Raw genomic sequence first — 24,735 nt, forward strand, 5'->3', positions numbered from 1 at the left:
ACATGCTTCTCATCCGCTGCCCCTATTGCGAGGAAGAGCGTCCGGAACTCGAATTCCGCAATGCCGGCGAGGCGCATATCGCGCGCTCGGCCAACATGGCCGGCGAGAGTGATGACGATTTCGAAAAGTTCTTCTTCATCCGCTCAAACCCCAAAGGTATCATCCATGAGCGCTGGCGGCACATGCATGGCTGCGCGCGGTTCTTCAACGCCGTGCGCGATACCGTCACCGACAAGTTCATCATGACCTACAAGGCCGGCGAACCGAAGCCTTCGAAGTTGCCGGGAGTTGCCAAATGAGCGGCGCGTTCCGTATTCCCGGCGCTGGCCGCCTCAAGCAGGCGAAGAGCGCTCGCTTCAGCTTCGATGGCCAGTCCTATGCCGGCATCGAGGGTGACACGCTGGCTTCGGCGCTGATTGCCAATGGCGTCCATCTGGTCGGCCGATCGTTCAAGTACCACCGTCCGCGCGGCATCCTGTCGGCGGGCGCCGAGGAGCCGAACGCGCTGGTCCGGATCGAGCGCGACGCGGCGCGCCAGACGCCGAATGTGCGCGCAACCGTGCAGGAACTCTATGACGGGCTCACCGCCCAGTCGCAGAACCGCTGGCCGTCGCTGTCCTTCGACGTTGGCGCCGTCAACGACATTGCCTCGCCGTTTTTCTCGGCCGGCTTCTACTACAAGACCTTCATGTGGCCGAAGGCGGCCTGGAAAAACCTTTATGAGCCCAAGATCCGGGCCGCCGCAGGCCTTGGCGTTTCGCCCGACAAGCCGGACCCCGACCACTATTCCTCGCGCTACGCCCATTGCGAAGTGCTGGTGCTTGGCGGCGGTGCCGCCGGCATCGCGGCAGCGCTTGCGGCGGCTGAAACCGGGGTGCGCGTCATTCTTGCCGACGAGCAGGCCGAATTCGGCGGCAGCCTGCGTTTCGAGACGGGCGCGAAGATCGACGGCCAGGGTGGTTTTGCCTGGGCGCTGGCGGCCATCGCCAAGCTGCGTGCGATGCACAATGTCCGCGTGCTCTCGCGCACGACCGCTTTCGGTTACTACGCGCAGAATTTCGTCGGATTGGTCGAACGGGTCAGCGACCATCTGGCGACACCTGGCCATGATCTGCCGCGTGAGCGGCTGTGGCAGGTTCGCGCCAAGCGCGTCGTGCTGGCCTCCGGCGCCATCGAGCGGCACATGGTGTTTGCCGACAATGACCGGCCGGGCATCATGCTGGCCGGCGCGGCGCGCACCTATCTCAATCACTATGGCGTGGCGGTGGGCAGGAATGTCGGCGTCTACACCGCCAATGATTCCGCCTATGCCGCGGCAATCGATCTGAAGAAGGCCGGCGTCAACGTGGCCGCGATCGTCGACCTGCGCGACAATCCGACCGGGCCGGTGATCGACGAGGCGAGGGCGCTCGGCATCGAGGTCAATTTCGGCCGCGCTGTGATCCGCGCCGGCGGCAAGTTGCGTGTGTCGTCGATGACCGTGCAGCCGAAGAATGGCGGCGGCGAGCGCACCATTCCGGTCGATGCGATCCTGATGTCGGCCGGCTGGACGCCGTCCGTGCATCTGTTCTCGCAGTCACGCGGCAAGGTTGCCTTCAACGACGAAACCAAGCGCTTCGTGCCGGGCACCTATGCGCAGGATTGTATCTCGGTTGGTGCCTGCAACGGCACGGACGGCCTGTCGGCATCGGTCGACGAAGCCTATGCGGCGGGCGCCAAAGCGGCCAAGGAAGCCGGCGCCAAGGATTCTAGCGTTAAGGCGGGCAAGGGCACCAAGCCGAAGGTAGACGCCTCGGAAAGCTGGTCGCGCGGCATGCTTGGCGCGGCACCCGGCGCCGGACCGGACAAGACCGTCAAGGCCTTTGTCGATTTCCAGAACGACGTCACCGCCAAGGACATCCGCCAGGCGGTGCATGAAGGCATGCGCTCGATCGAGCACGTCAAGCGCTTCACCACCAACGGCATGGCGACCGACCAGGGCAAGACCTCCAACATGCACGGTCTGGCGATTGCCGCCGAGACGCTCGGCAAGCCGATCCCGGAAGTTGGCCTCACCACGTTCCGCGCGCCCTACACGCCGGTGACGTTCGGCGCGATCGTCAGCCATGCACGCGGGCCGCTGTTCGACCCGACGCGCAGAACCGCGATCCATCCCTGGGCCGAGGCACAAGGTGCCGTGTTCGAGGATGTCGGGCAGTGGAAGCGCGCATGGTATTTCCCCAAGGCGGGCGAAGACATGCATGCGGCGGTCGACCGCGAATGCGTCGCCGTCCGCAACAAGGCCGGCCTGTTCGACGCCTCGACGCTGGGCAAGATCGAAGTGGTCGGGCCGGATGCGGCCAAATTCATGGAACTGCTCTACACCAATCCGTGGGAGAAGCTGGAGCCCGGCCGCTGCCGCTATGGCATTATGCTGCGCGAGGACGGTTTCATCTATGATGACGGCGTCGTCGGCAGGCTGGCGCCGGACCGTTTCCATGTGACCACGACGACCGGCGGCGCGCCGCGCGTCATGAACCACATGGAAGACTATCTCCAGACCGAGTTCCCGCATCTCAACGTCTGGCTGACCTCGATCACCGAGCAATGGGCTGTTATCGCGGTGCAAGGCCCGAAGTCGCGCGACATCATCGCGCCGCTGGTCGAAGGCATCGATATGTCGGACGCGGCGCTGCCGCATATGTCGGTGCGCGAAGGCAAGATCTGCGGCGTGCCGACAAGGCTCTTCCGCATGTCGTTCACCGGCGAGCGCGGCTTCGAGGTCAATGTTCCGGCCGATTACGGCCAGGCCGTATGGGAGGCGCTGTGGGCCGAGGGCCAGAAGCACGGCGCCACCGCCTACGGCACCGAGGCGATGCACGTGCTGCGCGCCGAGAAGGGCTACATCATCGTCGGCCAGGACACTGACGGCACCGTAACGCCGAACGATGCCGGCCTCGACTGGGCGGTCGGCAAGAAGAAGACGGACTTCGTCGGCATCAGGGGCATGATGAGACCGGACCTTGTCGCCAAGGGCCGCAAGCAGTTGGTCGGCCTGAAGACCAAGGACCCGAAGGTGGTCCTGGAAGAGGGCGCGCAGATCGTCGAGGATCCGAAACAGGCGATCCCGATGAGGATGATCGGCCACGTCACATCAAGCTACTGGTCGGAAAATTGCGGCCGTTCGATCGCGCTGGCGCTGGTTGCCGGCGGCCGCGACCGCATGGGCGACACGCTCTATGTGCCGATGCCGAACGGGGTGATCGAAGTGGAGGTTACCGGAATGGTGTTCCTGGACGAGACGGGAGGACGCCTCAATGGCTAAGGCTGCTGCAAAAACCACCGCGCCACAGGCAACGCCGTCGGTGCAGCGCCGCCCGGCGCTGGCTGGGCGCAACACGTCCGCCACTGCTGCCAAGGTCGAGGTGCTGCCGCCGGCCGAACGGATGTCGCTGCGCGCACCGGAAGCTTCGCTGGCGGCACTTTCGAAGGCGCTCGGCGTGATCTTGCCCAAGGCGCCGAAGACATCTGCCTCGAAGGCCGGCCGCACGGCGCTGTGGCTCGGACCCGACGAGTGGCTGGTGATCGATGAAGCCGGAGGTGATCCGCTCGCAGACTGCGCCAAGGTCACGGCCCTGCATTCGGCGGTGGGTGTCTCGCATCGCAACATCGCGATCGCGGTTACCGGTGAAGGGGCAGCGGCGACGGTCAATTCAGGCTGTCCGCAGGACCTGTCGCTGGATGCTTTCCCTGTGGGTGCGTGCTCCCGCACCATCCTGGGCAAGGTCGAGATCGTGCTGTTGCGCACGGCAGCCGATGCCTTCCGGGTCGAATGCTGGCGTTCCTTCTCCGACTATGTCTTTACTTTCCTGTCCGAGGGATCGCGCGACGCAGCCGTCTGAACTCGGAACGTTTGCAGGGCAGGTTCGTTCTGCATCCGCACGCCGAGGGAGAATGCCGATGCCGTCGAAATCCGCGCCCAAGTCGCCCAAGAAGAGCGCGGCTGTGCGCTCGCTTGAGCACGAGCGCCGTCACGAGGTAAGCGCGGAAGAGGAACTCGAGGAAGGCCTCGAGGATACGTTCCCCGCCAGCGATCCGGTGTCGATCACCGGAACCGCCATTCCCGGCGCTCCGGCAAAACCCGGAAAAGCCAAGGCCGTGCCCGGACGCAAGCGCAAACCCTGATTTTCCGGTGGTCCAGTCAAATCTGGTCTTCTCAAACCCATCTTGTATGCGCTATTTAAAGCGCTTTGGGAGATGGAAATGACGACAAAAGCGGTTGTCTGGGGCGAAAACGTCCATGAGCAGACCAATGCCGCCGTGCGCGATCTCTATCCCCTGGGCATGCATGGCACCATCGCGGCTGCACTCAACCAGGACAAGAGCATCGAGGCTACCACCGCCACCTTGCAGGAACCCGAACATGGTCTGAGCGAAAAGCGCCTTGCCGCGACCGACGTGTTGCTGTGGTGGGGCCATGCCGCCCACGGCGAGGTCAAGGACGAGGTCGTCGAGCGCGTCCAGAAACGGGTCTGGGAAGGCATGGGGCTGATCGTGCTCCACTCCGGCCACTATTCGAAGATTTTCAAGCGGCTGATGGGCACGCCCTGCTCGCTGAAATGGCGCGAGGCCGGCGAGCGCGAGCGTGTCTGGGCGATCAACCGCAGCCACCCGATCGCGCAAGGCATCGGTGAGTGCCTGGAGATCGGCGAGACGGAAATGTACGGCGAGCCCTTTGCCGTGCCGGAGCCGCTGGAGACGGTGTTCGTGTCCTGGTACGAGGGCGGCGAGGTTTTCCGCTCTGGCCTGACCTATCAGCGCGGCGCCGGACGGATCTTCTATTTCTCGCCGGGCCACGAGACCTATCCGATCTACCACAATGAAGGCGTGCAGCAGGTGCTGCGCAACGCAGTGCGCTGGGCGCACAACCCGGCGCCGGCCTGGTCCGGCATCACCAATGCGCCGAACGTGCCGACCGACACGGCCAAGGAAAAGATCGTCCAGAAGGGCCTGCGCCTGCATGCCGATGGCGACAAGGGTCTTAGCTGATCAGGGGTTGGGGTTGATGCACCGTCTGCTTTTGCTTGGTACCGGCGGCATCGCCGGCCATCATATCGAAGAGTTCGCCAAGATACCGGGCTGCGACATTGTCGCCTGTGTCGATCAGGTGCCCGGCCGCGCGGCGGCGTTTGCCGCCGCCAACAAGATTGGCCAGTCTTTCGAGAGCCTGGAAGCGGCGATCGCCTGGGGCCAGTTCGACGCAGCCATCAACGCGACCCCGGATGGCGCGCATAAGGCGACGACGCTGGCGCTGCTTGCCGCCGGCAAACATGTCTTCTGTGAGAAGCCGCTGGCGCCGAACCACGCCGATGCCTTGGCCATGACCGAAGCCGCCGAAGCGGCGGGCGTCGTCAACATGGTCAATCTCACCTATCGCAATTCGCCGGCCATCCAGGAGGCACGGCGCCTAGTGCAGGCCGGCGAGATCGGCGAATTGCGCCATGTCGAGGCGAGCTACAAGCAAAGCTGGCTGGTCAGCAAGTCGTGGGGCGACTGGCGCGTCGAGGACAAATGGCTGTGGCGTCTGTCGAGCAAGCATGGCTCGACCGGCGTGCTGGGCGATGTCGGCATTCACATCCTGGACTTCGCCACCTATGGCGCGGCCCAGGATATCGTCAGCCTGCATGCCGACCTGGTGACCTTTCCGAAGGCGGCGGGCGATCGGATCGGTGACTATGTCCTGGACGCCAATGACAGCGTGGCCATTACGGCGCGGCTGAAGTCCGGCTCGCTGGCGACGATCGTGGCAAGCCGCTACACGACCGGTCACACCAATGACCTGTCGCTGGCCATGCACGGCACCAAGGGCGCGATCAAGGTCGAGACCGATGGGGGAACATCGCACCTGTCGGCTTGCCTGGGCAAGGATGTCGACCTGCAGCGCTGGCGCACGCTGGTAACGCCGGAGGTCAAGCGCAATGCCCGGCGTTTCGCCGATGCGTTGGATACCGGCCAGAACGGTGATCCTTCCTTCCGGCGCGCCGCTGACATTCAGAAGCTGATCGATGCCGCCTTCGAGAGCTCAGCGGTCAAACTGCCGGTCTCGATAGCCTGACATCTGGTCAACAGCGTCGGATTCAAAGGATGGCGCCCACCAGGCCGGCTCCACGTGTGCCGGCCAAGGGGGGTGTTTTTCAGCTCGTCGGCTTAGAATGCGCTCGGCACGATCCATGGATTGATGCTGATGCCAAGGCGCGGGCCTTTGCCGGCAGCGGTGTTTTCCGTGGTGCCCTGCTTCTCGAGCGAACCGGTCGAAGCACAATCAAGCTTCACATGAGTACGGCTGTCGACGCAGGTCGCGGCCGGAGCCTGCTTGATCTGCTGGTTGGTGTTGGCGGCAAATGCCGAGCCCGAAAGAGCCAGCACGGCGGCAAGCGTAAGGATTGTCTTTTTCATCGTCAGTCTCCGTTCTTCAAGGTCGAATTCAATTCGAACTCGCGGTTGAATCTTTTTCCGTACATGTACGGTGCGATGTACATATACGAGCGAAGACGGAGAGGTTCAAGTCAGAAAATGTACATGTACGACAAATTAATTTGAACAGACGATTCGCCGCAAAGCGGCGAACGCGGTTGTCGTGTGGCTAGCCAGTTTTGAATTACGCCTTTGACTTGATGTAGCTCACCAAACCGGCGACATCGTCAGGAACCAGCCGGCCTATCGGCCCGCTGGAATACACGGCGTTGATCACCGAACCGTTTGGCGTCAGAACGAAGCCGGTGGTCTGGAGAAAACTCGGCGTGTCGTTGGTGTAGGCGCCGGTGGCAGCCGCAATCTGCCCAGCGTCGACGCCATATCCGACGGGAAAACGCAGATGATGCTTAGCTACCAACGCCGTTGTCGTTGCCTCGTCGTCTACCGAGAACGCAACGACCTTGATGCCAATATCTGCGAATTTTTCCGACGCTCTTTCAAACGCGGCCAACTGCGTGTTGCAGAACGGGCACCAGGCTCCGCGATAGATCAGCACCACGCCGAATTGTCCCGCGAGCGCCTCGGGCAGCTTGATGGTACCCCCGCCGGTGAGCGGAATTTCGAGCTGAGGGAACATCTGGCCGTTGTGCAGTCGCGTCATGCGGGAATTCCTTTTCGTGGACCGACTGGTCCAAAATTGACTGGAAATAATGGACTGTCAAGTCCATCTTGTGTTATCGGGAGCCCAATGACGGCGGCTGAGGAAAGATGATTGCGATGGACCGGACCGCGACGCGGCCATTGACCGCCAAGGGCGCCGCCACGCGGGCACGCATCGTGGAAACTGCCGCCAATCTCGTCTTTTTCGGCGGCGCCGGCGCCACGAGCCTCGACGACGTCATGGCTGCGTGCGGAGCCAGCAAGTCGCAAATGTATCATTACTTCGCGGACAGGGAGGGTCTCATCGGCGAAGTGATAAAGCTGCAGACAAGCCGGGTCCTTGCCGGTCAACGTTACTACCTGGAAAGTTTGGACTCCTTGCCAGCGCTGCGGCGCTGGCGGGATGCGATCGTCGAAATGAACAAGGCTGGCGGAGGGCTCGGCGGCTGTCCGCTCGGGTCGCTGGCGAATGAACTGGCGGATCGATCAGAAAACAGCCGGAGCCTGCTTCTTGGCAGCTTCGAGGCTTGGAGCATCGAGATCCAGCGCAGCCTCGAAAGAATGCGGGAGCAAGGCAAAATCGATGCGTTGGTGAACACGCATGATCTTGCCACAGCAGCCTTGTGCGCCGTCCAGGGGGGGCTTCTGCTGGCCAAGACCAGCCGCTCCATGCGTCCCCTGGAAATCGCGCTAGACATGGCTGTGGCGCATATCGCCCGTCATCTGCTTTAGATGAAGCCGTTCAGCAGTTGATCGGCTCGGCGGTCAGGGGCGGCACATCCTGCGTCATCAGGCTGGCCAGCGTGAAATCGCACATGCGTTTGACGAATGCCTGTGGGTCGCCGAACGGGTAGAATGGAAATGTGATCAGAAGTGAGATCGTGCCGTGCCCGACCGCCCACAGCATGGTGGCGATGGCACGCGGATCGCCCTTGAGCTTGCCGGCCGCGACACAGGCCTCGACCCTGCTGATCAGCACTTTCATCGCCGGATTGCCTTCTTCCATGTCCTCGTAGCTTCTGCCTTCCGGCAGTTTGGACTTTTCGGTCATGAAGACGGTGCGGTATTCGTTGGGATTGCCAAGACCGAAGGCAGCATATTCCGTCATCACGGCTTGCAGTGCCTCGATAGGATCGTCAGAGGGGTGCTCCTCGATACGGCGGGCGAGTGTCTCGAAAGCGTCTTCAGCCAGCGCGAAGAGGATGTCCTGCTTGTCGGCGAAATAGGAATAGACCGACATCGGCGCATAGCCGACGCGCTTGGCCAGCTTGCGGATGGTCAGGCCCTCATAGCCCTCTTCCTGCACAAGCTTGTGCGCCGCATCGACGAGTTCCGAGCGCAGTTCGGCTTTCTGTTTTTCACGGCGCTTCTGGACGCTCAATGGCAATGTCGCTTGCCTTTGTCTGGTGATGGGCTGGCTAAATTATATACGCTGTACGAAAACGAACAAGAGCGCGGTTGGTTGCATCCTGTTGTTTGACCACGATCTTTTCGCCAATTTGCCTAGAGCCTGTTCCATCCCGACAGAATCGGGATGGGGCTCTAGCTATTTGTCTGAGCATGATCTCTCCGAAAACCGGTACCCACTTTTCGGGATCATGCCCTAGATGGCGCCGATGCCGCCGTCGATGGCCAGCGTATGGCCGGTCATGAACGAGTTGGCCGGGTCGGCGGCAAACAGGATGGCGGTGGTGATCTCGTCGACTTCCGCCACCCGCTTCATCGGCACGCCGCGCGTCAGCTCGGCCAGCGCGTCGGCCTCCGGAGCGCCGGAGACGCGAACGAACCCATCCACCATCGCCGTTCGCGTATGGGCCGGACAGATGGCATTGATGCGCACGCCCTTGGTGGCGTATTCCGCCGCCGCCGATTTGGTCAAGCCGACAACGCCATGCTTGGCGGCGGCATAGACCGACAGTTTTGGCGCGCCGACCAGCCCGGCAACCGAGGCGATGTTGACGATGGCGCCGCCTTTGCCATTTGCCTTGAACTGCCGCTCCATCTGGGGGATCTGATGCTTCATGGCGTAGAAGACGCCAAGCAGATCGACCTCGAGGACACGGCGTGCCTCGTCCGAAGAGACTTGCGGCAAACGGGCGAAGCCGTGGACAATGCCGGCATTGTTGATCGCGACATCCAGCCGGCCGAACCTTTCGACAGCCAGCGCCACCAGGGCTTCGGACAGGGCCTCGTCAGCGATGTTGCCGGCCAGGATCGCGGTCTCGGTGTCGAGGGTTTCAGCAAGCTTGGCCAGCGTCGTCTCGTCCAAATCCGAAAGGATCAGCCGCGCTCCTTCGGCGGCGAAGCCCCTGGCGGCACCTCGGCCGAGGCCGCCTGCAGCGCCCGATATCAGCACCGTGGCTCCGTCAAAGCGACGCATCATGCCTCCTTGTCGATCAGTTTCACGGCCAGGTGTGAAAGCAGCTTCACCGCCTCGCCATAGGTCCTGGCCTTCTCCGGGTTGGAAGCGTTGCCGTCCAATGCGCGCTTGAAGACGCCCTGGCAGATCGCGGCCAGCCGAAAGAAGGAAAAGGCCAGGAAGAAGTTCCAGTTGCCGATGCCGTCCAGTCCGCGCCGCCGGCAATAGGCGGCGACATAATCCGCTTCGGACTGCAGGCCGAGCGCGAAACGGTCGACGCCACCAAGGCCGCGAAAGCCGGAGGCGTGCGGCAGGCGCCATTGCATGCATTGATAGGCGATGTCGGCGAAGGGGTGGCCAAGCGTCGACAGTTCCCAGTCGAGCACCGCCAGCACCTTTGGCTGGTCCGGCGCGAAGATCAGATTGTCCAGCCGGTAGTCGCCATGCACCAGGGAGACGCAGCCGTCGTCAGGGGGCATGTGAGCTTCCAGCCAGGCGATCAGCCGATCCATGTCGGCGACAGGTTCGGTCTCCGAGGCGCGGTACTGGCTGGTCCAGCGCGCCAGTTGCCGCTCGAAATAGCTGCCTGGCCGTCCGAAATCGCCAAGTCCTGCAGCCTCGACATCGACATCGTGCAAGGCCGCCAGCGTGGCGTTCATCGCATCGTAGATCGCGGCCCGCTCATCGTTGCCGGAGGCTTCGGGCAAGGCCGGGTCCCAGAAGATTCGGCCGTCGATGAAGCCCATGACATAGAACATCCGGCCGATAGGCGAGGCCTCGTCCGAGAGATGCAGCATCTCGGGCACCGGCACGGCGGTGCCGGACAGCGCCTTCATGGCCCTGAATTCGCGGTCGACCTGATGCGCGGATTTCAGCAACTGCCCCGGCGGCTTGGCGCGCAGCACGTAGCGGCCGCTTTGAGCGGTCAAAAGGTAGGTCGGGTTCGACTGCCCGGACTTGAATTTTTCGATCGAATGAAGCCCGGAAAACCCGGGGACTTCCGCGTCGAGATAAGGCGCAAGTGCTGCCTGATCGAGCGCGTTCGGATCGCTCATGCGGTTTCGGGCTGCCGCTCGATCAGGGTCAGGGTCAGCCAGCGTGCGGTCAGGGCCGGCTTCTTCGAGCCTTCGATCTCGATCGTCACGTCATGCGCCGTCTGCACCCAGCCCGACGGCCTGACCTTGACGTCGGCCAGCACGAACCGGGTGCGGATGCGCGCGCCGGTCTTCACCGGCGCCAGGAAACGCAGGGAATCGAAGCCATGGTTGACGCCCATCTTGCTGTTTTCCAGCGGCGGCATGGTCTCGAAGGTCATCGCCGACAGCAGCGACAGCGACAGGAAGCCGTGCGCGATGGTGCCGCCGAACGGCGTTTCGCGCGTGGCGCGCTCTGGGTCACAATGGATGAACTGGTGATCGTCCGTGGCGTCGGCGAACTGGTCGATCATGCGCTGCGTGACCACGCGCCATGGCGATACACCGACTTCCTTGCCGACATTGGCCAGAAGCACATCGAGACTGATCGGTTCCACGCTCTGTCCTCCACTCCACACGCCGGCTCTGCGGCCGGGCATGTCATTCCTTGAACAGCGTCAGCCCATGCTGCACCGACTGTCCGCCGTCAATCGGCAGGATGGCGCCGGTGACATAGCTGCCTGCACGGCTGCACAAATAGAGCGTTGCGCCGGCAATGTCATCTGGCGTGCCGATGCGGCCGATCGGAACATGGCCGCCGATATGCTTTGCCTGCTCGTCGGTACCGGTGGCGAATGCCGTCATCCGGCTTTGAAAGGGCCCGGGAGCGAAAGCGTTGACGGTGATGCGGCGGCCGGCGAACTCGAGCGCCAGGGTCCGCGTCAGGTGGTGAACGGCGGCTTTCGAAGCGGTGTAGGAATAGGCGTCGTCGGCCAGCGGCTGCGTGCCCATCACTGAACCGAGATTGATAACCCGCGCCGGATCGCTGTCGCTGGCGGCGGCGTCGAGCAGCGGCAGCAGTTCGCGGGTGAGATGGAAGACCGCCGTGACATTGACGCCCAGCACCTTGGCCCAGGCGGAATAGGGAAAACTCTCCAGAGGCGCGCCCCAGGAGACGCCGGCGTTGTTGATGAGAATGTCCAGTTTCGCGGTCCGGGCCTTGACCTCTGCCACCAATGCCGCGATGCCAGCCTCGCTGGAGACATCGCCAGCAAAGCCCTCGGCGCTGCCGGAGGCGCCAAGCCCGTTCAACTCGCCGGCGACCTTGACGCAGTCCTCGCCCTTGCGCGAAGCGATCATCGCCTTGGCGCCAGCCTTCACCAGGGCGGTCGCCGCCATGCGGCCGATGCCGGTTGCCGCGCCGGTCACCAGCGCGGTCTTGCCGGCCACGGAAAACAGTTCGTCCAGATAGCTCATCGCAATTCCCCAGCGCTCTGCCTTGGCATGCGGGCAAAAGAGTTCGCGTTGACAAGGCTATCCGAAGTACGGTCATCCTTGCCACCGACAAAATGCCTGGCGCGCATGAAGGGCTAGCGACCGATGACTGAGATGAATCTCGGCATGACCGAGCGGCTGAAGCCGATCCATGAGCGTGTCACGGCCATGGTGCGCGACGAGATCATGCCGCTTGGCGAGGAATTCCTGGCCGAAGTCGGCAAGGGCGGCGACCGCTGGGTCTACAGCGCGCGCCAGACCGAGATCCTCGAGGGTCTGAAGACCACCGCCAAGGGACGCGGCCTGTGGAATTTCTGGCTGACCGGGTCCGAGCGCGGCTATGGCCTGTCGACGGTCGAATACGCCTATCTGGCGGAGGAAATGGGCAAGGCGCATCTTGGCGCCGAGACATTCAACTGTTCGGCGCCCGACACCGGCAATATGGAGGTGCTGGAGCGCTACGGCTCGGCGGAGCACAAGAAAGAGTGGCTTGAGCCGTTGCTCGAAGGCAAGATCCGCTCCGCCTACCTGATGACCGAGCCGGATGTCGCTTCATCCGACGCCACCAACATTTCGTTGCGCTGCGAACGGCAAGGCGACGACTATGTGCTGAATGGCGAGAAGTGGTGGGCGTCGGGCGCCGGCGACCCGCGCTGCGCCATCTATATCGTCATGGTGAAAACCTCCGACGCTGAGCCAAAGCACCGCCAGCACTCGATGATCCTGGTGCCGTCGGATGCCAGGGGGGTAACCAAGCTGCGCGCCATGCAGGTCTATGGCGAGGATGACGCGCCGCATGGCCACATGCACCTTCGCTTTGACAGTGTGCGGGTACCGGCGTCGAACCTGATCCTTGGCGAGGGCAGGGGGTTCGAGATCGCGCAAGGGCGGCTTGGGCCTGGCCGCATCCATCATTGCATGCGCGCCATCGGCCACGCCGAGATGGCGCTGGAGATGCTGTGCAAGCGCTCGGTGCGGCGCGAGGCCTTTGGCCAGCCGCTGGCCAGGCTCGGCGCCAATTTCGACATCATCGCCGAATGCCGCATGGAGATAGAGATGGCGCGGCTGCTCTGTCTCAAGGCGGCGTGGATGATCGACCAAGGCGATGCGCGCGCCGCGGCGCCCTGGATCAGCCAGATCAAGGTGGTGGCACCGCGCGTGGCGCTGAAGGTCACCGACGAGGCGGTGCAGATGTTCGGTGCGCAAGGCATCAGCCAGGACACGCCGCTGGCGCGCTCCTGGACGCATCTGAGAACCCTGCGCCTCGCCGATGGGCCGGATGCCGTCCATCGCCGCCAGGTGGCGCGTACGGAGCTGAAGAAATACACGCAGGAGAAGGTCTGAGCGCCATCGCTCGCACTCATCCCGACCAAGGAGTTCGCCGATGACCATTCCGTCCGAAATGAAGGCGCTGCTGCTGACCGGTGACGGCTACACCAAGACGCCGAGCGGCAGCGTGCTGGAGGCGATGGAGCCCTATCTTGAGCCGGGCACTATCACCGTTCCGGTGCCGGGGCCGAGCCAGGTGCTGATCAAGGTCAGTCTCGCCTCTATCAATCCGTCCGATGTCGCCTTCATCAAGGGCCAATATGGCCAGCCGCGCGCGAAGGGCCAACCGGCTGGCTTCGAGGGTGTCGGTTCGGTCGTAGCCACTGGCGGAGAGCCATACGCCACAAGCCTCGCCGGCAAGCGCATCGCCTTCGCCACCGGCGTCTCAAACTGGGGCTCGTGGGCGGACTATGCCGTCGCCGAAGCCGCCGCCTGCATTCCGCTTCTCGACACGGTGCGCGACGAGGATGGCGCGGCGATGATCGTCAATCCGCTCACCGCGATCGCCATGTTCGAAATCGTCAAAGAGGCGGGGGAGAAGGCCTTCGTCATGACCGCAGGCGCCAGCCAGCTTTGCAAGCTGATCATTGGTTTGGCCAAGGAAGAGGGGTTCCGGCCGATCGTGACCGTGCGCCGCGACGACCAGATCGCGCTGCTCAAGGAGATGGGTGCTGCCCATGTGCTCAACGAGAAGGCGGCGGACTTCAAGGCCACACTGCGCGAGGTGATGAAGGCCGAGCAGCCGCGCATCTTCCTCGACGCGGTGACCGGGCCGCTGGCGTCAGTCATTTTCGACGCCATGCCGAAGCGCTCCCGCTGGATCATCTATGGACGGCTCGATCCGGACACCACTGTCATCCGGGAACCTGGCCAGATGATCTTCCAGCACAAGCATATCGAAGGCTTCTGGCTCAGCGAATGGATGCGCCAGTTTCGTGACCGCCGTGGCCCGGCGATCCTGGAAGCGCAGAAGCGCTTTTCCGACGGGCGCTGGTCGACCGACGTGACGGCCGTGGTGCCACTGACCGAAGCGATGGCGCGGGTGCCAGCGGCACTCGCCATGCCCAATGGCAAGGTTTTCATCAAGCCGTGAATGAGCGTGGGCCAGGATATCAACTCCGGTAGAATTGCCGAAAGCAGGAAGCCTATGAGAAAATGGTGGTGTGTTCCGATTTTCTTGATGTCGATGGCCTTCGCCCTTGAAGCAAAAGCGGAAGACAAGTTCCCGCCATTCTGGCGCAAGGCGATGACGAACGATCCGAATACAAACTACTTTCTCAAGAAATATTCTGTTCCTCTGGATGATCCTGCCGGAACCGCCGTCAGAAACATCATGTTGGCCCGGGTGATTGGTGCCCTGTGTCAGTCGTCAAAGCTCAACAAGGCCAAGGTCAAGGCCTATCGCGAAAGAACGATCGGCGGTCTCTCGCCCGAGCAGCTCAAGGCGGCGGCATTCCAGGGTGGCAGCGCGCTGCGGAGTTTCAACTACCAGGACCTCGCCTACCTTTGCGCTGGGGTCGACTATCAGTTCGGGCCGAATGGCGTCCTGATCCCAGGCGCCGTTTCGGCCGGAAAGGGTGAGCCGAACTACCCCTATGATCAGCGTAACCCATACATCCACTTGCCCGAATTCACGGGCAATTAGCCAGATGGAGCTCTGAGCCGGACATCGGCCCCGCGACATAATGTCGGTTCGACGAGCTTCGCGGCCATCGAACCCTCTATGCCGGTTGGCTTTGTCCGTGATATGTCGCCGCCATCGAGTGCCGGGACAGTGATGGGAAATTGTCCTGGGCGGGTGTGTGAGTATTTGATGATAATATCCAAGCAGACTTTCGACCGTCTGGGGTTTGGCCTGTGGATCCTGCTGTTGCTGGTCGTGCTTGCCCTGGCCGTTCTGTCGCCCGACTCGCGTTCGGTGGTGTTCGTCTACCGGCATGGCAGCGAGGCGTTCCTGGAGGGCCGCCCGCTCTATAATGTCGAGCTGGCGATGGGCTATCTCTACACGCCAGCCTTTGCCGCGCTCTACATTCCGTTCGCCAAGCTTGGGCCATATCTCGGCGACCAGCTGTGGCGGGTGCTCGGCTTTACCGTGCTGACCCTTGCCGCGATCCGGCAGGTGCGCAAGGTCGGCGGCCAGGACCTGATGTGGCTGCTTTCGTTCGGCCTTTGCCTCGCGTTGCCGATGGCGGCGGGTGCGATCCGCAACGGTCAGGCCACGATCCTGCTGGCCGCCGCCTGCTGGTTTCTCACGTTTTCGGCGCTTGAAGGGCGGCGCGCCGAAACCTTTTTCTGGGCCTCGGTGGCGATCATCGCCAAGCCGACGGCGATCGTCATGCTGCTGCTGGCGGGCGCATTGCGCCCCCGGCTGATACCGGTGCTGGTGCTCGCGGTGCTGGCCGTGCTCGCCATACCGTACCTCTTCGCCCCGGCGGATTACATCAACGCCCTGTATCGCGATTTCTTCCAGATGCTGACCTCGATGGCCGCCGACGGCGGGGGGCATTTCGTACCGACCGATTTCACCGCGCCTTTCACCAAGATCGGGCTGCTCATCCCGGCCATCGATGCCACGGTGGTGCGCGTGGTGGCGGCACTGCTCACACTCTCGGCGGTTCTCTGGTTCGATCGCAAACTCGAGCGTGGGGTTGCCGGCCTGGCGATCTTCGTGACGGCGGCCTTCTACATGTGCGTCTTCAATCCGCGCGTCGAGCCCAACACCTATGCCATGATCGCCGTGCCTGCTGGTCTTGCTATCGCCTTGTTGTGGCGGCAAGAGCGGGGCGGCGCGTTGGCGATGGTTTTGGCCACGGTGCAATTCCTGGCCGGGTTGACTGGCATCGACCGCCAGCTGAATGACTTCTTCTATCCATGGTTCCGGCCGATCGCGGTGACTGTCATTGCTTGCGCGTTGATTTGGTGGTTTTGGGCAAAAGCCCGGGAAAAGGTCGTCAGTGCCGGGCCCGTCACACATGGCTGAGCAGCAATCCACACTCGATATCGTCGCCCCATTTTTCAACGAGGCGCAGTCGGCGTCAGCCTTTGCCGGGCTGCTTGTCCAGCTTGAGGCAGCGGTGGCGCAGCGTTTCGGGATGAAGGTTCACAAGATCCTGGTCGACGACGGCAGCCGCGACGACGGCGTCGCGCGGTTCTCGCAGGCGCTGTCGGGGTCGTGGGAGATTGTCCGTCTCAGCCGCAATTTCGGCAAGGAAGTGGCTGTGCTCGCCGGCCTCGACCAGTCGCGCGGCGACATGGTGCTGATCATGGATTCCGATCTTCAGCATTCGATGGATATCAGCCTGAAGCTGATCGCCGAACTGATGGCGGATCCGGAAATCGATGTCGTCTACGCGCAGAACGACCGGCGTGAGGCCAGCTGGCGGCGCAGCCAGATGGCGAAGCTTTTCTACAGTCTGATCAACAGCAGCCAGCGTTTCGACATACCGGAAAACGCCGGCGACTTTCGCGTCATGCGCGGCACCGTGGCGCGCGCATTGACCAGCCTGCGTGACAAGCGGCGCTTCAACAAGGGTCTGTTTGCCTGGGCCGGCTTTCGCCAGAAAGCGGTGTCCTACTCGCCGGAAAATCGGGCCAGCGGCACGTCGAAATGGAGTCGGCTTAACCTGATTGCCTTCTCGTTGGAGGGGTTCACCTCCTTCTCGGTCATCCCGTTGCGCCTGATCAGCCTTTGCGGGCTGCTCGCTGCGCTGGCGGGTGTGGTCTACGGCGCCAAGGTGTTCTTCGAAGTGATCTTCTACGGCATTGCCGTGCCAGGCTATCCGAGCCTGCTGGTTGCCGTGGTTCTGCTCGGCGGTCTCAACCTGACACTGCTTGGCCTGATCGGCGAATATGTCTGGGTGACTTTGAGCGAAAGCAAGGACCGGCCGGTCTATATCGTGCGCGATGTCATGCGCAGTGGCACAGGCATGCTGAGCGCTCCCGATCCATGACGCGGCGTATCCGCCTGATTGCCGACGACTACGGCCTGGCGCCCGGCGTTTCAGCCGCGATTCTCGACCTGCTCAAGCGCGGGCGTCTCAGCGGCACCAGCTGCATGACCGGCTTTCCGGAATGGGAAAGTGAGGCGGCGCGGATCAGGCCGTTGAGCGGCCAAGTGGCGATCGGACTTCATCTGACCCTGACCGACCAGCCTGCCGTGACCGGGCGGTCGAGTCTAGCACCGGAAGGCCGGCTGCCGCCGCATCGCTCGCTGGCACTGCCGGTCTTGCGTGGCCGCTTCGAAGACCGCGACGTTCATGCCGAGCTCGACGCTCAATATGGCCGTTTCGTTGAAGCACTTGGACGCCAGCCTGATTTCATCGATGGCCATCAGCACGTGCATTTCCTGCCCGTCGTGCGCAAATGGCTGCTGGCCCGCTTTCCCGGAAGCGCCGCGATGCCGGCTTTGCGCGGCGCGCCGGCCCGGCCCGGCAAGATCGCTGTCGCGGTCAAGGTCGCCGCGATCGCTGCCTTGGCCGCGGGGTTCAACCGGACGATGGAAGGCGCCGGCTTCGATGTCATGCGGCCGCTCACCGGCATCTATGATTGGCGGCAACCCGACAGCTTCGTCCCGGTGCTTCTGGCCGCCATCGAGACTTTGCCTGAGCAAGGCCTGTTCATGTGCCATCCCGGCCATGTCGACGAAACGCTGCGTGCGCGTGACCCGATGCGGAACGTGCGCGAGGTCGAGTTCGCATTCCTGGCATCGGACGAGTTCGGTGCAAGCCTAGCCCGCGCCGGCGTCGGCATCATCGGTGGCGAGGGATGAGCGACGCGGAGCAGCCTCGCCGCTCGACGGGTGACAAGATCATCCGTTTTGCCGTCGTCGGGCTCGCCAACACCGCTATCGATCTGGCCGTTTTCACCTTGCTGGTCAGCCTGCATGCGCTGCCGCTCGCCGCCAATCTTGGCGCCTGGGTGGTGGCCGTCGCCTTTTCGTTCGCGGCGAATAGCTTTTGGTCGTTCGAGCGCGACCGGGCGATCCCGCTGCACAACGCGTTCTTTCGGTTCATCTCGCTGGGCGCGCTGATATCGCTTGGCGTTTCCAGCCTGTCGCTGGCGCTGCTTGCCGGCGTCATCGGCGTCTGGCCGGCAAAGATCGGCGGCGTTGTCGTTGCCGCCGTCCTGAATTTCCTGGCAGCGCGCTGGTCGATCGAAGGACGCCTTGTAAAGTAGCGCCCTGTCTGTCTTGACGAAATTCCAGACGGAATTTCTCTACTCCGCCGGTTCCACGTTCGTATAAGCGGCTTCCTCGAGCTCGCGCTTCAGGCGGGCTTCTTCATGCGCTTTTGGCGTGACGAAGCGGCCAAGCAGCAGGTAAGCGACCGGGGTCAGGAACAGCGTCGAGACGGTGGCCAGTCCAAGCCCGCCGACGATCACCCAGCCGAGCGCGACGCGTGCCTCGGCGCCGGCACCCGCGGCCAGGACCAGGGGCACGCCGCCGAGCACGGTGCAGATCATCGTCATCATCACAGGACGCAAGCGGATGATCGAAGCCTGTTCTATCGCCTCGCGCACGCCAAGCCCGCGATCGCGCAACTGGTTGGCGAACTCGACGATCAGGATGCCGTTCTTGGCCATGACGCCGACCAGGAGCACAAGGCCGATCTGGCTGTAGGCGTTGAGGCTGGTGCCTGAGAGCAGCAAGGCGAAGATGGCGCAGGCAAGGCCGAGCGGCACCGTGGCCATGATGATGACGGCGCTGACGAAACTCTCGAACTGAGCGGCAAGCACCAGCAGGATGATGACCAGGGCAAAGCCGAAAATGGTCACCATGGCGCTGTTGGTTTCGCCCAGTGTCGCTGCCTCGGCCAATGGCAGGATGCGGCTGCCCGCCGGCAGGAGCGGTGCCGCGATTTCCTCGGCGCGGGTCAGTGCCTCGCCCAGCGCGAAATCGCCGCTGAGATTGGATGTGATGGCCACTGACGGCTGCTGCTGTTCACGCGTCAGCGACGGCGGCACGGCGCGTTCGGTCAGCGTTGCGATGGTCGACATCGGCACGAAGCGGCCGTCGCCCGTCTTCAGGAAGATGTTTTCCAGATCGGTCGGATCGTTGATCGGGTTGGTGGTCGAAACCAGCTTCACGCCGTAGCTGCGGTCGGCGATATAGACATCGACCACGTCGTTGCCGTCGAGCATGGCCTGCAAGGTGTTGGCGAGCCCTGATATGTCGATGCCGAGGTCGGAGGCACGCTCGCGGTCGATAGCCACGGCAAGCTGCGGCTGCGTTGGGTCGATGCTCAGCCGAGGCGACTGGAAGCGCGGATCCTTCTGCATTTCGGCGATGATTTTCACCGCTGCGTCGCCAAGCGCCTTGCGGTTGTTGCCGACCAGCGCGAACTGCAGGCCGTTGCCGGCGCCTCGGATGCCGAGGCTGTTGGGCTGCACCGGGAAGATGCGCACGCTCGGCACCTGCTTGGTCAGCTGGCTGATCTCGGCCATGATCTGCTGCTGGCTTCGGCCGCGCTCATCCCAGGGCGCCAGCGTCATCACCATGAAACCATTGTTGTAAGCGCCGTTCTGGCCGGCGTTCTCGAAGGTGCTGACGATCTCGCCGGAATCGCGCAGCGGCTGGATCAGCTTCTCGATCTTCTGCATCTGCAGCGTTGTGTAGTCGAGGCTGACGCCCTGTGGCGCGTTGATGCGCAGAAGCACGACGGCACGGTCCTCGGTCGGCGTCAGCTCCTGGCGGATGGTGCCGAACAGCGTGAACGCCGTGCCGGCAAACAGCACCGCGACCAGGACCACGATCCAGGGCGCGCCGAGACAGGCATGCAGGCAACGGCGGTAGGCTGCGTTGAGCGCCCCGCCGATGCGCGAACCGATGCCGGTGCCGCCTTCGTGGTGAAGCGATGCGGTGGACAGCATGCGCGAGGCGAGCATCGGGCAAAGGGTGAGCGCAACGACGCAGGACAAGAGCACCGACATGGCGAGCACGAAGCCGAATTCGCGGAACAGGCCGCCGGTCTGGCCGGGCAGGAAGGAGATCGGCACGAAGACGGCGACCAGGGTCAACGTCGTGGCGATGACGGCGAAGAACACTTCCTGCGCGCCAAGCACGGCGGCGGCGCGAGGCCCCATGCCTTCGTTGCGCCTGCGAACGATGTTTTCCAGCACGACGATGGCATCGTCGACAACAAGGCCAGTGGCGAGCACCAGGGCCAGAAGCGTGAGGATGTTGATCGAGAAGCCGGCGAGATAGATCGCGGCGATGGTGCCGATCATGGCCACCGGCATCGACAGCGCCGGAATAAGCGTGGCGCGCCAGTCGAGCAGAAAGAGATAGATGACTATCAGCACGATGGAGACGGAAAGCGCCAGCGCGATCTCGACCTCATGCACGGCGCCGTTGACGAACACCGCGTCATCGCTGGTGACCTTGATCGACATGCCTTGCGGCAGGTTTGCCTGCAGCTTGGCGACAGCCGCCTTCACGCCGGTCGAGATGTCGAGTGTGTTCGATTCCGCCTGCCGGATGATGCCGATGCCAATGCCGGTCTTGCCATCGGAACGCAGCGTGGTCTGGCCGATGTCGGGGCCGAGCGTCACGGTTGCGACATCGCGGATGCGTGTCGTGCCGCCGATGATGATGTTGCCGAATTCCTCAGGCGTCGTCACGTCCGCCGTCGTGCGCACGATCAGGTCCTGGTTGGTGGTGGTGATAGAGCCGGCCGGGGAATCGAAGGCCACCGAGGCAAGCGCCGCGCGCAGATCCGCGACCGTGAAGCCCTGGCTGGCCAGCTTGTTCTGGTCGACGTCGATGCGGAAGATCTTGTCACGGTCGCCATAGACCTGGACGTCGGCAACGCCCGGCACCGCGGCCAGTTCATCCTCGATCTGGTCCTGGACGACGACGGTCATATCCTGCACGGACATCGTGTCGGAGGTCACCGCCAGCCGCATTACGGCGTCGGAATTGGCATCGGCCTTGACGATGCGCGGCGGGTCGGCGGTATCGGGTATCTGGTTGGCGACACGGCCGACGGCATCGCGCACGTCCGACGCCGCGACGTTGAGGTCAACGCCGTCGTTGAACTCGATGGTCACCCGGCTCGAGCCGAATGAGGAGGTCGACGAGATCGACTTGACGCCGGAGACGCGGGCCACCGCGCCTTCGATCGTGTCGGTCAATTCACGGTCGACGGTTTCGGCCGCCGCCCCCGCGAAGGTGGTGGAAATGGTGACGACGGCGCGGTCGACATCGGGCAGTTCACGGATCTCGACGCCATAGAAGGCGGCAAGGCCGGCGACCGCGATCAGCACATTCAGCACGAAGGCCATCACCGGCCTGCGGATGAAGAGCGCGGTGAAGCCTGTGTCGATGGCGGCGTTCACGGTTCCGCTCATGAGCCTTCGGCGTCGACGGCGCGCTGTTCCTCATCGGCGATGCGGACCGCGCCGCCTTCGCTGACATTCTGGGTGCCTTCGGTCACCACCATATCGCCGCTGTCGATCTCCGCGTCGATCAGCACGGTCTCGGTGTTGCGCTGGATGATGCGCACGGGAACACGCTTTGCCTTGCCGTCCTCGACGGCCCAGACATAGGCGCCGTCCGAGCCCCAGAGGATCGCCAGCGGGCTGACCGCCGGATAGCTGTCGCCCGGAAATTTCATGGTGATGCCGAACGACATGCCGGCGCGCAGCGAGTCCGCCGGATTGGCGATCGTCGCCTTGACCAGGAGAGTGCGGCTTTTCTCATCGATATGGTTGTCGATGGCGGAGACCGTGCCGGTATAGGCCTTGTTGGGATTGGCGATCGGCGTTGCCGACAGTTGGGCGCCAACCTTCACGGCGGCGGCGAAGCGCTCCGGTACCGAGAAGTCGACCAGGATGCTGGACCGGTCGTCAAGCGTGGCGATGGCCGACTGGCTGGTGACATAGTTGCCGGCCGAGATTGGCAGGATGCCGACGGTGCCTGCGATCGGGGCCGGGATCGAACGGCGCTGCAGCGCCAGCTCGGCATCGCGCAGCGCCAGCTTCGCGTTGGCCAGTATCACCTGCGCGTCGGCGACCGCGACGGCTGTCGCGGCATTGGAAGCTTGAAGCGACTTGACCCGGTCGAGCTTGGCCTGCGCATCCTGCAAGGCGAGCTTGGCGCGGTCCTGCGCGATCACTTCCGTGTCGGAATCAAGCGTGGCGATCAGCTGGCCCTTGTCGACATGGGCGCCGGATTGAACGAGCAATTCCGCGAGGCGGCCGGTGCTGTAGGGATTGACCGTCACCGAGGCATTGGCGCGGCCAGTGCCGATCGCCTGCAAACGGTCATTGATGGTTGCCGAAATGGCTGGCAACGCGACCACATTGACCTGCTGGCCACTGTTGCGGTTGCCGCCTTGTTTCGCGTTGCCGGCAGCGGTTTCAGCCGGGGGCGTTGCCGCATGGGCCCAGTCGATCCCGAGACGCGCCAGAACATCCGGCGCACCGGGATAAAAGCGCAACCAGGCGGCTGACGCCACCAACAGCACCACAAGCGCAAAAACGATCTGTTTCCAGGCGGCCATCGGCACTCCGGTTGGCAAAACAATCCTTTCGTCTACCGGTTTCCCGAGAAGAAGCAGACGCGGCGAGTTTATTATAGGGCAAGAAGCCAATCCCGATATCGCGCCTTTATGACAACTCTCCAGTGCTCGCGCACATTAAATATGCGTAACGTTTGACGTTAGCGTCATCCGGAACTCGCCGATCGGGCCAGCTGGGCGAAGGCTTGCGCGGCAGCCGCTAGCGCAGATTTTCCATTTCGCGGATGCGCCTGGCGCCGTCTACCTCGAGTTGCCGGGTGACGGCGCCGATCAGCGTTTCGGCGACGACAAAAAGGGCGGCGGAGGAATCCCATGCCGACGGCACCGCGGTGCGCCCGGCAATCACATGGCGGGCAAAGCGCGCGATCGGCGACAGCCATTGGTCCGTGAACAGAACGATCTGCACGCCGCGCTGATGCGCCTTCTCGGCGAAACGGATCAGGCTTTCCTGGTAGCGCCGGATATCGAAGATCACCAGCACATCGCGTTTGCCCATGTCGATCAGCCGGTCGCGCCAGATGCTTTCCTGGCCGGCGAGATGAAAGACATCAGCCTGGATGATGGCGAGATGGGCGGCCATGTAACGCGCCAACGGATCGGTGAAGCGGCCGCCGACCAGGAATGTCTTGCCGCGCCGGTCGGCGAGCTTGCTGGCAATGTCGGCAAGCTGCTTGTCGGAGAGATGCCTGAATGTCTCGCGCATGTTGTCGAGTGTGGCCTCAAGCATCGGCGACACCGCACTGCCGTCCGGCGACGGTGGATTGAGCGTGCGGGTTGCCGGCGACTGCAATTGCGCCGCCAGTTCGTCCTGCAAGGTGGTCTGGAATTCCGGATAATTCTGGAAACCCAGCCTAGCGACAAAACGCAGGATCGTTGGTGAGGACACGCCGGCCGCGGCCGAGAATTCGGCGACAGTTTTGAGGCCGATCAGCGGGTAGTTGGCGATCAGCGTCTGTGCCGCGCGCCGTTCTCCGGCGGGCATCGTGCCGATGCGGTCGGCGATCAATTCGGCAATGCTGGAAATCATCTTTTCCCCACCTCTGATCTGGCCCATCGCCTTTTGCGAAATCGCATTTGACAAAGCCAACCAAACTGTATGAAATCATCCGTAGGGACGCAATGAGGCAAAATACGTAACATACGATACAGCGCTCCCGGGGACGGCAGAGTATGGAGAAAGCACGGCCCGCCAGCCTTGCAACGGCTGATACCGTAGGGGTGATGAACCCCGGCGGGTCGAGCCCCTTCGTATTAACCTGCGATCACGCCTCCAATTTCCTGCCGGCCCATTTCGGAACGCTCGGCCTCGCCACCGAAGACCTGTCGCGCCACATCGCCTGGGACCCCGGCGCATTGCCGGTCGCCCGCCGCATGGCCGAGGCGCTCGATGCAACGCTGGTCGAAACCCGCATTTCGCGTCTGGTGATCGACTGCAACCGTCCGCTCGACGCGCCCGATCTGGTGCCACCGGTCAGCGAGACCACCGTCATACCGGGCAATGCCGGATTGTCGGACAAGCAGCGCGCCGAGCGCATTGCTCTATCATGGCAACCTTTTCATGGCGCCATCGAGGGCGTCATTGCCGACAGGCTGGCGCGCGGGCAGGAGACCAGGCTGGTCTCGGTCCATTCCTTCACCCCAGTCTACAAGGGCCGCAACCGGCCCTGGCACATCGGCATCATTCATGATGACGACCGCCGGCTTGCGGCGCCGCTGATCTCGGCGCTGAAGCGGCTCGCCGGTGTCACGGTCGGCATCAATGAGCCGTATTCGCCTGATGACCGCGTCTATTTCACGCTGGAACGGCATGCGCGTTCGCGCGGGCTGCCCTGTGCGATGATCGAAATCCGCAACGACGAAATTTCCGGCGAAGCCGGGCAGCGGAAATGGGCGGATCTGCTCACAGGCATTTTTTCGGATCTGGAGCCATACGAGGAGGCTGGACACCCCAGGTCGCATTCAGTCGGAAAGTCAGTTCAATCGGCTAGCTAAGAAAACAATAGGGGAC

The 24,735-nt window shown here is 63.2% G+C and carries 25 protein-coding genes; 15 read left to right on the top strand and 10 right to left on the bottom strand.

Annotated elements, in window-relative coordinates:
* Window positions 1–2: 2 nt before the first annotated feature.
* From GA829_RS10230 to GA829_RS10255, 6 genes are all read left to right on the top strand, one after another.
* Window positions 3–299 carry a sarcosine oxidase subunit delta gene (locus GA829_RS10230; RefSeq protein ID WP_195178375.1) on the top strand — a complete coding sequence of 99 codons (297 nt, stop codon included), beginning with the start codon at window positions 3–5 and terminating at the stop codon, window positions 297–299.
* Window positions 296–3,304 (top strand): sarcosine oxidase subunit alpha, encoded by a 3,009-nt coding sequence (locus GA829_RS10235; protein ID WP_195178376.1) that lies wholly within the window; start codon window positions 296–298, stop codon window positions 3,302–3,304. Before GA829_RS10230 ends, GA829_RS10235 begins: the two co-directional genes overlap by 4 nt.
* Window positions 3,297–3,881, top strand: a complete 585-nt coding sequence (locus tag GA829_RS10240; protein ID WP_195178377.1) for a sarcosine oxidase subunit gamma — start codon at window positions 3,297–3,299, stop codon at window positions 3,879–3,881. The genes GA829_RS10235 and GA829_RS10240 overlap by 8 nt, the downstream gene beginning before the upstream one ends.
* A 58-nt stretch (window positions 3,882–3,939) precedes the next feature.
* Entirely contained in the window at window positions 3,940–4,164 is a 225-nt protein-coding gene (locus GA829_RS10245; RefSeq protein ID WP_195178378.1) for a hypothetical protein, read from the top strand.
* Between the two features lie 78 nt (window positions 4,165–4,242).
* On the top strand, window positions 4,243–5,028 hold the full coding sequence (locus GA829_RS10250) for a ThuA domain-containing protein (RefSeq protein ID WP_195178379.1): 786 nt from the start codon (window positions 4,243–4,245) through the stop codon (window positions 5,026–5,028).
* 16 nt (window positions 5,029–5,044) lie between these two features.
* Window positions 5,045–6,094 (top strand): Gfo/Idh/MocA family protein, encoded by a 1,050-nt coding sequence (locus tag GA829_RS10255; protein WP_195178380.1) that lies wholly within the window; start codon window positions 5,045–5,047, stop codon window positions 6,092–6,094.
* Between the two features lie 92 nt (window positions 6,095–6,186).
* Here the strand turns inward: GA829_RS10255 and GA829_RS10260 are convergent, their stop codons facing one another.
* Together GA829_RS10260 and GA829_RS10265 are read right to left on the bottom strand one after the other, a co-directional pair.
* Window positions 6,187–6,435, bottom strand: coding sequence for a DUF680 domain-containing protein (locus tag GA829_RS10260; RefSeq protein WP_195178381.1), 249 nt, complete (start codon window positions 6,433–6,435; stop codon window positions 6,187–6,189).
* Between the two features lie 202 nt (window positions 6,436–6,637).
* Window positions 6,638–7,114: a peroxiredoxin family protein gene (locus GA829_RS10265; RefSeq protein ID WP_195178382.1), complete on the bottom strand. Its 477-nt coding sequence runs from the start codon at window positions 7,112–7,114 to the stop codon at window positions 6,638–6,640.
* Between the two features lie 116 nt (window positions 7,115–7,230).
* Between GA829_RS10265 and GA829_RS10270 the strand changes: the two genes are divergently transcribed.
* Window positions 7,231–7,845: a TetR/AcrR family transcriptional regulator gene (locus GA829_RS10270; protein ID WP_195178383.1), complete on the top strand. Its 615-nt coding sequence runs from the start codon at window positions 7,231–7,233 to the stop codon at window positions 7,843–7,845.
* Between the two features lie 10 nt (window positions 7,846–7,855).
* On the opposite strand, the gene GA829_RS10275 is transcribed toward GA829_RS10270, so the two are convergent.
* The 5 genes from GA829_RS10275 to GA829_RS10295 all read right to left on the bottom strand — a co-directional run bounded on the left by GA829_RS10275 (window position 7,856) and on the right by GA829_RS10295 (window position 11,862).
* Window positions 7,856–8,500: a TetR/AcrR family transcriptional regulator gene (locus tag GA829_RS10275; RefSeq protein WP_195178384.1), complete on the bottom strand. Its 645-nt coding sequence runs from the start codon at window positions 8,498–8,500 to the stop codon at window positions 7,856–7,858.
* A 216-nt stretch (window positions 8,501–8,716) separates the two neighbouring features.
* Window positions 8,717–9,493, bottom strand: a complete 777-nt coding sequence (locus GA829_RS10280) for an SDR family NAD(P)-dependent oxidoreductase (RefSeq protein ID WP_195178385.1) — start codon at window positions 9,491–9,493, stop codon at window positions 8,717–8,719.
* Window positions 9,493–10,527, bottom strand: coding sequence for a phosphotransferase family protein (locus GA829_RS10285; RefSeq protein WP_195178386.1), 1,035 nt, complete (start codon window positions 10,525–10,527; stop codon window positions 9,493–9,495). The genes GA829_RS10280 and GA829_RS10285 overlap by 1 nt, the downstream gene beginning before the upstream one ends.
* Entirely contained in the window at window positions 10,524–11,045 is a 522-nt protein-coding gene (locus tag GA829_RS10290) for a MaoC family dehydratase (RefSeq protein ID WP_308462331.1), read from the bottom strand. Before GA829_RS10290 ends, GA829_RS10285 begins: the two co-directional genes overlap by 4 nt.
* A gap of 1 nt (window position 11,046) precedes the next feature.
* Window positions 11,047–11,862 (bottom strand): SDR family oxidoreductase, encoded by an 816-nt coding sequence (locus GA829_RS10295; protein ID WP_195178388.1) that lies wholly within the window; start codon window positions 11,860–11,862, stop codon window positions 11,047–11,049.
* A 123-nt stretch (window positions 11,863–11,985) separates the two neighbouring features.
* On the opposite strand from GA829_RS10295, the gene GA829_RS10300 reads away from it, so the two are divergent.
* The 7 genes from GA829_RS10300 to GA829_RS10330 all read left to right on the top strand — a co-directional run bounded on the left by GA829_RS10300 (window position 11,986) and on the right by GA829_RS10330 (window position 18,384).
* Window positions 11,986–13,224: an acyl-CoA dehydrogenase family protein gene (locus GA829_RS10300; protein ID WP_195178389.1), complete on the top strand. Its 1,239-nt coding sequence runs from the start codon at window positions 11,986–11,988 to the stop codon at window positions 13,222–13,224.
* Between the two features lie 40 nt (window positions 13,225–13,264).
* Window positions 13,265–14,302 carry a zinc-binding dehydrogenase gene (locus tag GA829_RS10305; protein WP_195178390.1) on the top strand — a complete coding sequence of 346 codons (1,038 nt, stop codon included), beginning with the start codon at window positions 13,265–13,267 and terminating at the stop codon, window positions 14,300–14,302.
* The gene (locus tag GA829_RS10310; protein WP_195178391.1) at window positions 14,303–14,854 is read left to right on the top strand and encodes a hypothetical protein; all 552 of its coding nucleotides are present in this window, start codon (window positions 14,303–14,305) and stop codon (window positions 14,852–14,854) included.
* Between the two features lie 168 nt (window positions 14,855–15,022).
* Window positions 15,023–16,189, top strand: coding sequence for a glycosyltransferase family 87 protein (locus tag GA829_RS10315; protein WP_195178392.1), 1,167 nt, complete (start codon window positions 15,023–15,025; stop codon window positions 16,187–16,189).
* Window positions 16,182–17,159 carry a glycosyltransferase family 2 protein gene (locus tag GA829_RS10320; RefSeq protein ID WP_195178393.1) on the top strand — a complete coding sequence of 326 codons (978 nt, stop codon included), beginning with the start codon at window positions 16,182–16,184 and terminating at the stop codon, window positions 17,157–17,159. Before GA829_RS10315 ends, GA829_RS10320 begins: the two co-directional genes overlap by 8 nt.
* Complete coding sequence (locus GA829_RS10325) at window positions 17,156–17,977, top strand: ChbG/HpnK family deacetylase (protein WP_195178394.1); 822 nt, start codon at window positions 17,156–17,158, stop codon at window positions 17,975–17,977. Before GA829_RS10320 ends, GA829_RS10325 begins: the two co-directional genes overlap by 4 nt.
* Window positions 17,974–18,384, top strand: a complete 411-nt coding sequence (locus GA829_RS10330; protein WP_195178395.1) for a GtrA family protein — start codon at window positions 17,974–17,976, stop codon at window positions 18,382–18,384. Before GA829_RS10325 ends, GA829_RS10330 begins: the two co-directional genes overlap by 4 nt.
* Before the next feature lie 39 nt (window positions 18,385–18,423).
* Here GA829_RS10330 and GA829_RS10335 read toward each other — a convergent pair whose 3' ends face one another.
* The 3 genes from GA829_RS10335 to GA829_RS10345 all read right to left on the bottom strand — a co-directional run bounded on the left by GA829_RS10335 (window position 18,424) and on the right by GA829_RS10345 (window position 23,754).
* Window positions 18,424–21,555 (bottom strand): efflux RND transporter permease subunit, encoded by a 3,132-nt coding sequence (locus GA829_RS10335; protein WP_195178396.1) that lies wholly within the window; start codon window positions 21,553–21,555, stop codon window positions 18,424–18,426.
* Entirely contained in the window at window positions 21,552–22,709 is a 1,158-nt protein-coding gene (locus GA829_RS10340) for an efflux RND transporter periplasmic adaptor subunit (RefSeq protein WP_195178397.1), read from the bottom strand. The genes GA829_RS10335 and GA829_RS10340 overlap by 4 nt, the downstream gene beginning before the upstream one ends.
* A gap of 217 nt (window positions 22,710–22,926) precedes the next feature.
* On the bottom strand, window positions 22,927–23,754 hold the full coding sequence (locus GA829_RS10345; RefSeq protein ID WP_195179595.1) for a MurR/RpiR family transcriptional regulator: 828 nt from the start codon (window positions 23,752–23,754) through the stop codon (window positions 22,927–22,929).
* Between the two features lie 143 nt (window positions 23,755–23,897).
* Between GA829_RS10345 and GA829_RS10350 the strand changes: the two genes are divergently transcribed.
* Entirely contained in the window at window positions 23,898–24,719 is an 822-nt protein-coding gene (locus GA829_RS10350; RefSeq protein ID WP_195178398.1) for an N-formylglutamate amidohydrolase, read from the top strand.
* The last annotated feature ends 16 nt before the right edge of the window (window positions 24,720–24,735 follow it).

Source organism: Mesorhizobium sp. INR15, from assembly GCF_015500075.1.
Classification (GTDB): domain Bacteria; phylum Pseudomonadota; class Alphaproteobacteria; order Rhizobiales; family Rhizobiaceae; genus Mesorhizobium.

Coding starts and splice junctions, on each gene's coding strand:
- GA829_RS10230 (WP_195178375.1), top strand. CDS start 3: ATGCTTCTCATCCGCTGCCCCTATTGCGAGGAAGAGCGTCCGGAACTC.
- GA829_RS10235 (WP_195178376.1), top strand. CDS start 296: ATGAGCGGCGCGTTCCGTATTCCCGGCGCTGGCCGCCTCAAGCAGGCG.
- GA829_RS10240 (WP_195178377.1), top strand. CDS start 3,297: ATGGCTAAGGCTGCTGCAAAAACCACCGCGCCACAGGCAACGCCGTCG.
- GA829_RS10245 (WP_195178378.1), top strand. CDS start 3,940: ATGCCGTCGAAATCCGCGCCCAAGTCGCCCAAGAAGAGCGCGGCTGTG.
- GA829_RS10250 (WP_195178379.1), top strand. CDS start 4,243: ATGACGACAAAAGCGGTTGTCTGGGGCGAAAACGTCCATGAGCAGACC.
- GA829_RS10255 (WP_195178380.1), top strand. CDS start 5,045: ATGCACCGTCTGCTTTTGCTTGGTACCGGCGGCATCGCCGGCCATCAT.
- GA829_RS10260 (WP_195178381.1), bottom strand. CDS start 6,435: ATGAAAAAGACAATCCTTACGCTTGCCGCCGTGCTGGCTCTTTCGGGC.
- GA829_RS10265 (WP_195178382.1), bottom strand. CDS start 7,114: ATGACGCGACTGCACAACGGCCAGATGTTCCCTCAGCTCGAAATTCCG.
- GA829_RS10270 (WP_195178383.1), top strand. CDS start 7,231: ATGGACCGGACCGCGACGCGGCCATTGACCGCCAAGGGCGCCGCCACG.
- GA829_RS10280 (WP_195178385.1), bottom strand. CDS start 9,493: ATGCGTCGCTTTGACGGAGCCACGGTGCTGATATCGGGCGCTGCAGGC.
- GA829_RS10285 (WP_195178386.1), bottom strand. CDS start 10,527: ATGAGCGATCCGAACGCGCTCGATCAGGCAGCACTTGCGCCTTATCTC.
- GA829_RS10290 (WP_308462331.1), bottom strand. CDS start 11,045: ATGCCCGGCCGCAGAGCCGGCGTGTGGAGTGGAGGACAGAGCGTGGAA.
- GA829_RS10295 (WP_195178388.1), bottom strand. CDS start 11,862: ATGAGCTATCTGGACGAACTGTTTTCCGTGGCCGGCAAGACCGCGCTG.
- GA829_RS10300 (WP_195178389.1), top strand. CDS start 11,986: ATGACTGAGATGAATCTCGGCATGACCGAGCGGCTGAAGCCGATCCAT.
- GA829_RS10305 (WP_195178390.1), top strand. CDS start 13,265: ATGACCATTCCGTCCGAAATGAAGGCGCTGCTGCTGACCGGTGACGGC.
- GA829_RS10310 (WP_195178391.1), top strand. CDS start 14,303: ATGAGCGTGGGCCAGGATATCAACTCCGGTAGAATTGCCGAAAGCAGG.
- GA829_RS10315 (WP_195178392.1), top strand. CDS start 15,023: ATGATAATATCCAAGCAGACTTTCGACCGTCTGGGGTTTGGCCTGTGG.
- GA829_RS10320 (WP_195178393.1), top strand. CDS start 16,182: ATGGCTGAGCAGCAATCCACACTCGATATCGTCGCCCCATTTTTCAAC.
- GA829_RS10325 (WP_195178394.1), top strand. CDS start 17,156: ATGACGCGGCGTATCCGCCTGATTGCCGACGACTACGGCCTGGCGCCC.
- GA829_RS10330 (WP_195178395.1), top strand. CDS start 17,974: ATGAGCGACGCGGAGCAGCCTCGCCGCTCGACGGGTGACAAGATCATC.
- GA829_RS10335 (WP_195178396.1), bottom strand. CDS start 21,555: ATGAGCGGAACCGTGAACGCCGCCATCGACACAGGCTTCACCGCGCTC.
- GA829_RS10340 (WP_195178397.1), bottom strand. CDS start 22,709: ATGGCCGCCTGGAAACAGATCGTTTTTGCGCTTGTGGTGCTGTTGGTG.
- GA829_RS10345 (WP_195179595.1), bottom strand. CDS start 23,754: ATGATTTCCAGCATTGCCGAATTGATCGCCGACCGCATCGGCACGATG.
- GA829_RS10350 (WP_195178398.1), top strand. CDS start 23,898: ATGGAGAAAGCACGGCCCGCCAGCCTTGCAACGGCTGATACCGTAGGG.